The sequence below is a fragment of the Bordetella ansorpii genome, assembly GCF_900078705.1.
Classification (GTDB): domain Bacteria; phylum Pseudomonadota; class Gammaproteobacteria; order Burkholderiales; family Burkholderiaceae_B; genus Bordetella; species Bordetella ansorpii_A.
In genome coordinates this window covers 944,051-956,037 of sequence record NZ_FKIF01000006.1, presented here as the reverse complement: position 1 = coordinate 956,037, position 11,987 = coordinate 944,051, and the positions used below count along the sequence as shown (strand labels likewise).

Sequence of the window (11,987 nt, the reverse complement as noted above, 5' to 3'; positions counted from 1 at the left end):
GGAATCACGCCGCCGGCCTGTGGCGGCACAGGCGGGCGCGGCCCTGGTGGGCCGTGGCGATGCTGATGGCGCTGTTGAGTTGCGTGTCGACGCGGGCGATGGCGGCGGAGGTTGCGAATCCTCCGGCGGCGGCGCAGCAACAGGCGCCGGCTGCCGCTCCGGGCCTGACACCGGCGGCGCTGGCCGATCTGCTCGAGAATCCCGACACCAGAAAGACCCTGATCGACCAGTTGCGCGCGCAGGTCCCGGGTGGCGGCGCATCGGCCGCCACGGGCAATGCGCCGGCGGCCTCCAATGCCGCTGCCGGCGGCGCCCCATCGGCGGCCAATGCCACCCCCGCCACGCCCGGCGGCACGCCCGTCGCCGGCCGGCCCGCGCCCCCAGGCCTGCAAGACCGCATCACCGACGGCGCCCAGCGCTTCCTGTCCGGCGTGGCCGCCGACATGGGCCAGGGCGTGGACGACATGCGCGCGTTGGCCTCGGGCCAAAGCCTGCGCCTGGAAGCCGGCACGGCCAGCCAGGCGCTGCTGCCGCTGGCCCTGGCCATCCTGGTCACCCTGGTCGCCTTCGCCATCCTGCGCATGATCGCCATGCGCATCTACGGCCGCATCGACCGCTGGGTCGGCGAGTTGGGCCAGGAGGGCGTCGCCCGCCCCGAGCCGGGACACCATGCCAGCCTGCGGGTGCTCTGCCGCCGCGCGGGCGCCATCATCGGCGCCTTGGGCATCGACGTGGCCGTGGTGCTGCTGGCCGCCATGGCTGGCAGCAGCGCCGCGCTGTGGTCCACCCCGGGCCGCGGCACGCTCGATGCTCTCGCGCTGGTTTTCCTGAAAGCCTTCGTGGCCGTGGAGATCGTCAAGGTGCTGATCCGCACCGTGTTCGCCGTGCGCCATCCCCACCTGCGCCTGGTGTCGCTGGCCGATGGCCCCGCCAAGTACTGGAACGGCTGGCTGGTGCTGATCGCCGCGGGCGCCGGTTACGGCACCATGCTGGTCGATCCGGTGATGACCGCCACCCTGTCGCCCGCGCTGGGCCGCCTGGCCGGCATGGTCATCATGCTGATCGTGTACGTATACGCCGTGCGCGGCATCTGGCGGAACCGCCTGATCGTGCGCGAGCGCCTTGAGAAGCGCGCGACCAACGCCACCACCTTCATGGGTTCGCGGCTGCGCTTCCTGTCGCGCATCTGGCACCTGCTGGGCATCGCCTATTTCACGGTGCTGCTGGTGGTGAGCCAGATCGATCCGCTCAATGCGCTGCCCTTCATGGCGCACGCGACGGTGCAGACCCTGGTGGCCATCGGGGGCGGCAGCCTGCTGATCCTGCTGATGAACACCTTCCTGGGCAGGCCCATCCAGCTGTCCGACGACCTGCGCCGTCGCCTGCCGATGCTGGAGGCGCGCGTCAACTCCTACGTGCCGGCCGGCCTGAAGATCATGGGCTGGATCATCCGCATCGTGGTGCTGCTGCTGATCCTGGACGCCTGGCGCGCCTTCGACCTGTCGTACTGGCTGGCCTCCGACGCGGGCGCCACGGCGATCCGCATGGTGGTGAACGTGGTCATCGTGCTGCTGATCGCCGCGCTGGCCTGGACCGTGATCGCCAGCTTCATCGAGCACCGCCTGACGCAGGTCGACGGCCGGCCCATGCCCAGCGCGCGCGAACGCACGCTGCTGTCGCTGTTCCGCAACGCCGCGCTGATCGTCATCGTCACCATGACGGCGTTGATCATCCTGTCGCAGATCGGCATCAACATCGGCCCGCTGATCGCCGGTGCCGGTGTCGTCGGCCTGGCCATTGGCTTCGGGGCGCAGAAGCTGGTGCAGGACATCATCACCGGTGTCTTCATCCAGCTGGAAAACGGCATGAACGAGAACGACGTCGTGCAGGTCGCGGGCGTGTTCGGCACGGTCGAGAAAATGACCATCCGTTCCGTGGGCATCCGCACGCTGGACGGCGGCTATCACCTGGTGCCGTTCTCGTCGGTGGACGTGGTCGCCAACCACATGCGTGATTTTTCTTATCATCTTGGTGAGTACACCATCGCGCACCGCGAGAGCGTGGACGACGCCGTCGAGCATCTGCGCAGCGCCTTTGCCGAGCTGATGTCCGATCCGGTGCTGTCGCCCGAAGTGATCGAGGACATCACTATCCCGGGCGTCACCGCCGTCAACGAGAAGGGCGTCACCATCCGCGTGCTGATCAAGACCACGCCGGGCATGCAGTGGGCCGTGCAGCGTGGCTACAACCGCCTGGTCAAGAAGCACTTCGAGGCCGCCGGCATCGAACTGCCGTATCCGCACATGGTCGTCTACTTCGGCCAGGACAAGCAGGGCTACGCGCCGCCGGCCAACGTGGCCATGCAGACCGAGCGGCCGCAGGTGCCGGGCGAGGGTGCCCGCGCGGCCGGCCACACGCGGCGCAAGCTGAAGCGGGAGGACACCGAGGGCAATCCCGCCGACGTGCTGGGCAACGAGCTGGAAGCGCGCAACGAGGGGTTGGCCGACGAGGCCGCGCAGGCGCAGGGGGGACCGGCTTCGGCCACCGAGCCGGAACGTCCCAAGACCTGATGGGGGCGGCGGGGCGGGGACGTCCCGCGGCTTGCGCCTGGCGAACCGGGCGGCCGCTTGCAAGCCCGGGCCTCCTGCCGCGGGTTTCGGGCTGGCTCAGGCCGCGACGCGGTACGCCTGGATGTCCGCCATCCCCAGGCTGCGCGAGGCCAGCGCGTCGCGCTTGGGCGGCACGCCGAACATCCGGGTGTATTCGCGGCTGAACTGCGACGGGCTTTCGTAGCCCACCTGATAGGCCGCGCGCATCACGTTGGCGTTCTCCACCAGCATCAGCCGGCGTGCCTCCAGCAGGCGCAACTGCTTCTGGTATTGCAATGGCGTCATCGAAGTCAGTTGCTTGAAGTGCTGGTGGAACGAAGACGTGCTCATGTTGGCCGCGGCCGCCAGTTCCTCGATGCGCAGGGCGCGCGCGAACTCCGCGCGCAGCAGGCGGATGGCCTCGCCCACGCGGTGCGCGTGGCCGGCGGGCAGCGCCAGCGTACAGAGCCGGCCGCCGTGAGGGCCCGTGAGCAATCGTGCGCAGATCTCGCGCATCAGCAGCGGGGCCAGCACCGCCAGCATGACGGGCGTCTCCAGCATGTTCACCAGGCGCAGCATGCAGTCGGCCAGCGCGGCGTCGGTGTCTTCCACGTACAGGCCCAGCCCGGGGGCGGCCGGGGCGGGCCGCACCGGCAACTGCGCCAGCACCTCGCGCAGGATCAGCGGATCGAACTCCAGCGCGATCGCCAGGTAGGGCCGGTCGGGCGTGGCCTGGGTGACGCGGCCCACGCCGGGCAACTCGACGCTGATCACCAGCGATTGCATCTCGGCATAGTGCAGCACCTGGTCATTGAGCATCACGCATTTGGCGCCCTGCGCCACCAGGCACAGCGCCGGGCGGTAGACCATGTGATTGAGCACGTCCGTGCGGGTGTTGCGCATCAGCGCCAGGCCGTCGACGGCCGTGGCGAAGGCGCCGTTCTCGCCCGGATGGCGGGCATCGAGATAGCGGGCAATGGCGTTTTTCAGCGCGGACTGCGGCATGGGCGAAGGCTTCGGCGGATGGCAAGGCAATTCATGCGCCTGGGGGATGGGCATGGACGGATTTTAGTTCAGGCCCCGCGCGAGCGTATCGCGGTTTGTAGGATCAGGCATGAAATTCGAGAGATCCGATATTTCTGGCGGACCCGCCCAGGCATAGACTTTTCCCGTGTTCTTCCCCTTTATCTTCCGCTAATTTCTGGAAACGCCATGGAAAAGATTGCCATCATCACCGGCGGCAGCCGCGGCCTGGGCCGCAACACCGCCGTCAGCCTGGCCCGCCGCGGCACGGGTTCCATCATCACCTATCGCGCGAATCGCACCGAGGCCGATGCGGCCGTGGCCGAGATCCAGGCCCTGGGCGCCCGCGCCGTGGCCCTCCCACTGGATACCGGCGACAGCGCCAGCTTCCCCGCTTTCGCCGCCGAGGCCGCCCGCGTGCTGCAGGCCACCTGGGGCCGCGACCGCTTCGATTTCCTGGTCAACAACGCCGGGCATGGCGCGGCCGGCCTGATCGCCGAGATGTCCGAAGCGGCCTTCGACAGCCTGTACCAGGTGCACTTCAAGGGCGTTTTCTTCCTGACGCAGAAGCTGCTGCCGCTGATCGCCGATGGGGGCCGCATCGTCAACCTCTCCAGCGGCCTGGCGCGCTTCGCCATGCCCGGCTACGCGGCCTATGCGTCGATGAAGGGCGCCATCGAAGTGTTCTCGCGCTACCTGGCCAAGGAAGCGGGCGCGCGCGGCATCGCCGTCAACGCGGTGGCGCCGGGCGCCATCGAGACGGACTTCGGCGGGGGGCACGTGCGCGACGATGCCGGCCTGAACAAGCTGGTGGCCAGCAATACCGCCATGGGCCGCGCTGGCGTGCCGGACGACATCGGCCCCATGATCGCCGCGCTGCTGGGCGACGAGAACCGCTGGCTGACCGCGCAGCGCATCGAGGTGTCGGGAGGCATGTTCGTGTGATGCCGCGCCTGCCCCGGAACATGGACGTTGCGGGGCAGCGCAAGCGGGGAAACCGCAGGCGCGTGCGAGGTGGCGGTATGGCACACTGCGCGCTGCTTTCAAGCGATTTTCAGGCGCCGGCTTTCCGGTCCGGCGCTTTCCATTCCCCGCATGCACTTTTCGCCCATGAACAGGCTTTTCTCCTTGAAGCTGCTGGCCGCCGCCGTGGCCGCCGCGCTGCTGGCCGCCTGCGCCCAGCCATCCCCCCAGCCGCTGGCCAGCCCCGGCACCGCGCCCGCGCCGCAGGCCGCGCAAGCCCGCGAAAGCGACATCGATGCCCTGATGCAGCGCATGACGCTGCAGGAGAAGATCGGCCAGCTGCGCCTGCGCAGCGTGGATGCGGGCCCCGACGCGCGCAAGGAGGTGTTGCTGGACGAGATCCGCACGGGCCAGGTCGGCGCCATCTTCAACACGGTCACCCGGCCCGACATCCGCGTGCTGCAGGACGCGGCCATGCAAAGCCGCCTGAAGATCCCGCTGTTCTTCGCGTATGACGTGATCCATGGCCACCGTACCGTGTTTCCCATCGGACTGGGCCTGGCCTCGTCGTGGGACATGGACGCCATTGCGCGCAGCGGCCGCGTGTCGGCCATCGAGGCCAACGCGGACGGCCTGAACCTGACCTTCTCGCCCATGGTGGACATTTCGCGCGATCCGCGCTGGGGCCGCAATTCCGAGGGGTATGGCGAAGACACGTACCTGACCTCGCGGATCGGCGCCACGCTGGTCAAGGCCTACCAGGGCGACGATCCGTCCGCGCCCGGCACCATCATGGCCTCGGTGAAGCATTTCGCCATGTATGGCGCCATCGAGGGCGCGCGCGACTACAACACCGTGGACATGAGCCCGCAGCGCATGTACCAGGACTACCTGCCGCCCTACAAGGCCGCCATCGACGCGGGCGCGGCCGGCGTGATGGTCGCGCTGAACGCCGTCAACGGCGTGCCCGCCACCGCCGACAAATGGCTGCTGCAGGACCTGCTGCGCAAGCAGTGGGGCTTCAAGGGCATCACCATCAGCGACCACGGCGCCATTCTCGAACTGCTGCGCCATGGCGTGGCCGCCGATGGCCGCGATGCCGCGCGCCTGGCCATCCAGGCCGGCACCGATCTCAGCATGAACGACAAGGTCTACGGCACGGATCTGGAGCCCCTGGTGAAGAGCGGCGAGGTCGCCATCGCCGACATCGACCGCGCCGTGCGCGACGTGCTGCGCGTGAAGTACGACCTGGGCCTGTTCCGTGACGCGTATCGTCACGTGGGTCGGGCTGCGGACGATCCCGCCGACAACGATGCCGAGAACCGCCTGCACCGTGCCGATGCGAGGGACGTGGCGCGCCGTAGCCTGGTGCTGCTGAAGAACAGCGCCAGCACGCTGCCGTTGCGCAAGCAGGGCACCATTGCCGTGATCGGCCCGTTGGCCAGGAGCCAGCGCGACGTCATGGGCAACTGGTCGGCGGCGGGCAAGGCGCGCCAGGCCGTGTCCGTGTACCAGGGCCTGGCCGAAGCCACCGCCGGCCGCGCCACGCTGCGCTATGCCAAGGGCGCCAACGTCATCGACGATGCCCGCATCGTGACCTACCTGAACGAGTTCGAGAAGGACGTCGAAGTCGATTCGCGTACGCCGCGGGCCATGATCGACGAGGCCGTGCAGGCGGCCCGCGCCTCTGACGTGGTGGTGGCCGTGGTGGGCGAGTCGCAGGGCATGGCGCACGAGGCGTCCAGCCGCACCGACATCGTCATTCCCGACAGCCAGCGCGCCTTGCTGCGCGCGCTGAAGGCCACGGGCAAGCCGTTGGTGATCGTGCTGATGAATGGCCGGCCGTTGGCCCTGGAATGGGAAGACGCCAATGCCGACGCCATGCTGGAGACCTGGTACGCGGGCACCGAGGGCGGCCACGCCATCGCCGATGTGCTGTTCGGCGACTACAACCCCTCGGGCAAGCTGCCGATGACCTTCCCGCGCGTGGTGGGACAGGTGCCGCTGTACTACAACCATCTGAACACCGGCCGGCCTTTCGATCCGGCCAGGCCCAACAAGTACACCTCGCGTTATTTCGATCACGAGAACGGACCGCTCTATCCGTTCGGCTATGGCCTGAGCTACACGACGTTCGACCTGTCGGGCGTGACGCTGTCCACGGCGCAACTGGCGCGCGGCGGCAAGCTCACGGCCAGCGTCACGGTGCGCAACAGCGGGCAGCGCGATGGCGAGACCGTGGTGCAGCTGTATGTGCAGGATCCGGTCGCTTCGATCAGCCGTCCGGTGAAAGAGCTGAAGGGCTTTTCGAAGATATTCCTGAAGGCCGGCGAGTCGCGCGTGGTCAGCTTCGAGATCGGCGATGCGCAGATGGGCTTCTACGATGGGCAGGGCCGTTTCAACGTCGAGCCGGGACGATTCAACGTGTACCTGGGGCTGGATTCGCGCGATGCGAACGTCGCCAGTTTCGTGCTGCGGTAACGTCATTCCCCAGGCTGGAGGCTTCATGGAAGGCATCAGGACGTTGGGCATATGCAGGCTGGACGCGCGGGCCTTTGCCCCGTATGGCTGGATGCTGGGCAAGCCCCTGCCCGCCGCGGGCGCGGGAACGCCCGTGTTCAGCAATCCCGCCACCGATTTCTGGCAGGAGCACGTATTCGACCCCGGCGCTGGCGGGGAAACCGAAGTGCTGTGGGTGAACTACCGCAACGCGGACCGTGCCGTGGGCAATCTCGAAGTGCATCTGCTGACGCAGCAGGCGATCGTGCCGTTGACGGGACCGGTCATCCAGGTGGTGGCGGCCAGCGGGGCCGATGGCCTGCCCGATGCGGCCACCCTGGCGGCGTTCGAGGTGCCGGTGGGCCAGGGCATCTGCATGAAGCCGGGGTGCTGGCACGCGACCCGTATCGCCACGCCCGGCGAAGTCACGTGTCTCATGCTGACCCGGCGGTCCACCACCGCCGATCTGGTGGCGCATCTGGACGGCCGGGAGGCCGCGGCGGAAAGCGCCATCGTGTCATTCGAGGGATGCATGCTGGCGCCGGCCTGACCCGGCCGCCTGGGCGGGGAGAGATCATCAAGCCTCAAGCCCCGCCTGAACCACGCTCAAGCAAAGACCGATATGCCCGCCGGCCCCCGGCAAGCAGAATAGTCGGCTGTATCGGCGTGCCACATGGGAAGGGGTAATCGGATGGATCTTGCAGCAATGGTTTCCGGCCTGCCGGCCGGGACATGGGGGTTTGTCGCGGCCGTATTCGTATTGGCGGGCCTGGTCAAGGGCGTGGTGGGGCTGGGCCTGCCGACGATTTCCATGGCGTTGCTGGCGCTTTTCATGCCGCCCGCGCAGGCCGCGGCGCTGCTCATCGTGCCATCGTTCCTCACCAATGTCTGGCAGGCCCGCCCATTCCATACCTTGGGTCCGCTGTTGCGCCGCATCGGCGGCATGCAGATCGGCGTGTGCGTGGGCACGCTGGGCGGCGCCTGGCTGCTGGGGGCCCCGTCGGGCCATCTGGCCTCGGCCGCGCTGGGCGTGGCGCTGGTGGCCTACGCACTGTGGGGATTGTTCGGCCAGCCGCTCGCCATCGACCCGGCTGCCGAAGGTTGGGCCGGCCTGCTGGTGGGCGCCGTCACCGGCGTGGTCACCGCGGCAACGGGCGTCTTCGCCGTGCCGGCCGTGCCGTATCTGCAGGCGCTGGGGCTGGGCAGGGACGGGCTGATCCAGGCAATGGGCGTGTCGTTCACGGTTTCCACCGTGGCGCTGGCAGGAGGCTTGTGGCTGGCCGGGGGCTATGCGCCGGGCGCCGCGGGGGCATCGCTATTGATGCTATTGCCCGCGCTGGCCGGCATGTGGGCAGGTACGCGATTGCGCCGCGGCCTGCCGCCGCGGACGTTTCGCCTGTGGTTCATGTACAGCCTGATCCTGCTGGGGCTGTATCAGATCGTCCAGGCGATCCTGTCGTCGAGGTAGCCATCGGCGTTCAAGCCGTGGATGGCGATCCGGCGATATGGGTAGCCCGCGATGGTGGCATTCCCGGCGTGTTTCATGCCTCCGCGGGGATGCGCGCCGCCTGCCATGCCTGCCGCCATGCGGGCACCTGCGCACCCGGCATGGGCCGGCCATACAGATAACCCTGCAATTCATCGCAGCCGATATTGCGCAGCGCCTGCGCTTCCTCCTCGCGTTCCACGCCTTCGGCCACCACCCGCAATCCCAGTTCGTGGCCCAATTCGATAATGGCCTTCACCACGGCCAGGTCAGCGGGGCCGTGCAGCATGTCGCGCACGAAAGTCTGGTCGACTTTCAGGCGATCCAGCGGAAAACGGTTCAGATAACTCAGGCTCGAATAACCCGTTCCGAAATCATCCAGCGACAGCGTCACGCCCAATGCCCGAATGCCGCGTATGGCTTCCAGATAACTCTCGGCGTGGCTCATCAGTACCGTTTCGGTGATTTCCAGTTCCAGCCATTGCGCGCCGATGCCATGCGCCTGCAGGCTGTGCCGCAGGGTGTCCAGCAAGCCGGGTTCGCGCAACTGGATGGCCGAGAGGTTGATGGACGTGCGCACTTCGGGATGTCCCTGCGCGCGCCAGGCCGCCATCTGCCGGCAGGCTTCGTCGATGACCCAGGCGCCGATCGGAATGATCAGGCGGGTTTCTTCCGCGATGGGGATGAACTGCGTGGGGGCGATCGCGCCCAGCGTGGGCGAGGTCCAGCGCAGCAGGCCTTCGACACCCACCAGTTTGCCGGTGTCCGCATCGATGCAGGGCTGGAAGACCAGCGCCAGTTCCTGCTGCGCCACGGCGGTACGCAGGCCGGCCTCGATGGCCAGCCGCTGGCGCGAACGCTCGGCCATCTCGGGCGAGAACGACTTCACCATGTTGCGGCCCGCCGCCTTGGCCTGGTACATGGCCGCATCCGCGTTCTGCATCAGCGTGTCGATGTCCAGGCCATCGTCCGGATACAGCGCCACCCCCACGCTGCAGGACACCTGCAAGGTCACGCCCGCGATCTCGTGCGGCTGGCGCACCAGTGGAATCAGGCGTTCGGCGATCAGCGCCTCCACGTCGGCGCGGTCGGTCACGCCATTCAGGATCACCGTGAATTCGTCGCCGCCCAGCCGGCCGACCGTATCGCCGCTGCGCACCGCCTGCAGCAGGCGGCGCGAGATCGACTTCAACAGGCCGTCGCCGATGTGATGGCCCAGCGAGTCGTTGATGTCCTTGAAACGGTCCAGGTCGATGAACAGCACCGCGCAGCGCCGCGATGCCTGTTCGCCGGCATCCAGCGACGCGGCCAGGCGCTTGATGAACAGCGCGCGGTTGGGCAGTTGCGTCAGCACGTCATGCTCGGCCAGGAAGCGGATGCGCGCCTCGCTCTTCTTGCGGTCGGTGATGTCGATCAGCGTGCAGATGTAGTGCGACACGCTGGCGTGCTTGTCGCGCACCGCGCTGATCATCAGCCAGGCCGGGTACTCGCGGCCATGCCTGCGCCGGATCTGCGCCTCGCCGCTCCAGGTGCTGGTACGCTCCACGTAGCCGGCCAGGTTCTCCATCACCGCGCCGTTGCCGGACTCGGCCTGGATGAAGGCGGGCGCCTTGCCCAGCACGTCCGCCGTGCTGAACCCGGTGGAACGGTAGAACGCGGCGTTGGCGCTCAGCAGCTTGCATTCTTCATCCAGGATCAGGATGGATTCGGACGAGGCTTCGAAGACTTTCGCCCACAGCTCCAGCCGCTGTTCCATCAGCTTGATCTGGTTGATCGGCGTGAAGGCGGTCAGGATGGCGTCGCGGCCCTGGAAATCCAGGCGGCGCGCCGACAGCATGGCCCAGGTCGGCTCGTCGCCGGCCTTCCACTGCACCTCGAATTCATCGACGGCATCGTGGTCGGACAACTGCTGGAAGAAGCGCGCCCGCACCGACGAATCCATGCCGTGCATCCACGGGTCCGTCGTGCGGCCGCCCAGCCACGACAGCGCGGGCTGGTTGGCGTGCAGCACTTCGTGGCCGGGCACCGAGGTCACCATCATCGGCACCGGCGTGGCCTCGACCAGCGAGTGCTGCGCGGCCGAGGCGCGCGCCGTGGCGGCCAGTTCCTTCTGCAGGTCGCGTTCGCGGTCCAGTTGCTCCAGCATTTCGTTGAAGCCGCGCACCAGCTGGCCGATCTCGTCCTGGCTGCTCCACGAGGCGCGCTGCGAGTGGTCGCCCGTGCGGCGCACCTTGTCCATCACGCGCGCCAGGTGGCGCAGCGGACTGGAGATCTGCTGCGCCACGAAGTACACCATGCACAGGATGCTGAACAGCAGGAACAGCGCCGTGCCCAGGTGCAGCCACATGCGTGAATACAGCCCGCTGACGCGCTCGTGCAGCAGGGCTTCGAGCTGCGTGCCGGTCACGATCCAGGCCTCGTTCACGGCCCTCACGACCACGCGCTGCGTGGTTTCCGAACCGGCCAGCGCCTGCGCGTCGCGCGTCGAGCCGTCGCCGTCGAGCACCACGTGCACGGAGTCGCGATAGGCGTCGGTGGCCGCCAGCAGGTGCTGCATGGAAGACGCCAGCGCCTCGCCCAAACGGCGGTTGGCCGCGCGGGCTTCCGAGAAATCCGAGCGCAGGCCCTGCAACACGGCATCCAGCTGGCCTTCCAGAAGCAGATAGCGCGCGCGCATGGCCTCATGCGATTGCAGGGCAGGGTCCGCGCTGTGCAGCAGTTGCCCGATGCTGTTCACCGAATCCAGCAGGGCCGGATACCGCAGGATCGACAGCGACATCGCGTAATAGCTGTCCAGGTCCGGATCCAGGATCAGGTTGGACTGGTTGCCCACCCGGGTGATCAGCGCGCGGCACGTATCCAGCGCCTGCGCCAGCGCATCGTGATCGGGATGAGGCAGCTTGGACAGCGCCGCCAGCTGGGCACGCAGGCGCTCGTTCAACTGCGCGCTTTCCATGCCGTCGCCGTAGTGTTCCTCGGCCTGTTTCAACGCGGACCGGGCCTGTGCCAGCGCGCCGGGTGTGGCGGGATGTCCCGCGCCGGCCAATGCGACATCGACCAGCGTGTCGCGCACGGTGGTGATGTAGGCGCTGCCCAGGATCTCCTTGTCGGAGAAATCGATGGAGATGTACTTCTCGTGGATCAGGATGCCGCTGATGTACACGACCGCTGTCAGGTCAAGGAGATAGATCAGCAGCAGCTTGCGGCCGACTCTGAGCCGCGCCAGCAGCCGGAAAAAGAAATTGCGCTTCATGCTTCAGACGAACCGAGCCACGGATAAGCCTTCGCGGACCTCCGCGTTTCTCCCTTGGTTATCCGGCCGTGGTTATTTTCTACGCAGTTTGAGTGCGTTTGCGACCGGTTTATACATTTTGTAATCTTCAGGTCTTATAGCGCACTCTGTGCCGGGCAGATAGAGGCGTTTTCCG

The 11,987-nt window shown here is 67.7% G+C and carries 7 protein-coding genes; 5 read left to right on the top strand and 2 right to left on the bottom strand.

The genetic code is table 11. From position 1 onward, the window contains the following. Positions 1 to 65 precede the first annotated feature (65 nt). Positions 66 to 2,570 (top strand): mechanosensitive ion channel domain-containing protein, encoded by a 2,505-nt coding sequence (locus A6745_RS14730; RefSeq protein WP_231886007.1) that lies wholly within the window; start codon positions 66 to 68, stop codon positions 2,568 to 2,570. A 96-nt stretch (positions 2,571 to 2,666) separates the two neighbouring features. Here the strand turns inward: A6745_RS14730 and A6745_RS14725 are convergent, their stop codons facing one another. Continuing rightward, a complete protein-coding gene (locus A6745_RS14725) occupies positions 2,667 to 3,593 on the bottom strand; it encodes an AraC family transcriptional regulator (RefSeq protein WP_066128163.1) in 927 nt (308 codons plus the stop codon). 207 nt (positions 3,594 to 3,800) lie between these two features. On the opposite strand from A6745_RS14725, the gene A6745_RS14720 reads away from it, so the two are divergent. From A6745_RS14720 to A6745_RS14705, 4 genes are all read left to right on the top strand, one after another. Next, a complete protein-coding gene (locus tag A6745_RS14720; RefSeq protein WP_066128161.1) occupies positions 3,801 to 4,556 on the top strand; it encodes an SDR family NAD(P)-dependent oxidoreductase in 756 nt (251 codons plus the stop codon). 165 nt (positions 4,557 to 4,721) lie between these two features. After that, positions 4,722 to 7,055 (top strand): beta-glucosidase BglX, encoded by a 2,334-nt coding sequence (gene bglX, locus A6745_RS14715; protein WP_082853098.1) that lies wholly within the window; start codon positions 4,722 to 4,724, stop codon positions 7,053 to 7,055. 25 nt (positions 7,056 to 7,080) lie between these two features. Beyond that, entirely contained in the window at positions 7,081 to 7,623 is a 543-nt protein-coding gene (locus tag A6745_RS14710) for an ureidoglycolate lyase (protein WP_066128157.1), read from the top strand. Positions 7,624 to 7,764: 141 nt separating this feature from the next. Next, a complete protein-coding gene (locus A6745_RS14705) occupies positions 7,765 to 8,541 on the top strand; it encodes a sulfite exporter TauE/SafE family protein (RefSeq protein WP_066128155.1) in 777 nt (258 codons plus the stop codon). A gap of 73 nt (positions 8,542 to 8,614) precedes the next feature. On the opposite strand, the gene A6745_RS14700 is transcribed toward A6745_RS14705, so the two are convergent. Continuing rightward, entirely contained in the window at positions 8,615 to 11,812 is a 3,198-nt protein-coding gene (locus A6745_RS14700; RefSeq protein ID WP_066128153.1) for an EAL domain-containing protein, read from the bottom strand. Between the last annotated feature and the right edge of the window lie 175 nt (positions 11,813 to 11,987).

Coding starts and splice junctions, on each gene's coding strand:
- A6745_RS14730 (WP_231886007.1), top strand. CDS start 66: ATGGCGCTGTTGAGTTGCGTGTCGACGCGGGCGATGGCGGCGGAGGTT.
- A6745_RS14725 (WP_066128163.1), bottom strand. CDS start 3,593: ATGCCGCAGTCCGCGCTGAAAAACGCCATTGCCCGCTATCTCGATGCC.
- A6745_RS14720 (WP_066128161.1), top strand. CDS start 3,801: ATGGAAAAGATTGCCATCATCACCGGCGGCAGCCGCGGCCTGGGCCGC.
- bglX (WP_082853098.1), top strand. CDS start 4,722: ATGAACAGGCTTTTCTCCTTGAAGCTGCTGGCCGCCGCCGTGGCCGCC.
- A6745_RS14710 (WP_066128157.1), top strand. CDS start 7,081: ATGGAAGGCATCAGGACGTTGGGCATATGCAGGCTGGACGCGCGGGCC.
- A6745_RS14705 (WP_066128155.1), top strand. CDS start 7,765: ATGGATCTTGCAGCAATGGTTTCCGGCCTGCCGGCCGGGACATGGGGG.
- A6745_RS14700 (WP_066128153.1), bottom strand. CDS start 11,812: ATGAAGCGCAATTTCTTTTTCCGGCTGCTGGCGCGGCTCAGAGTCGGC.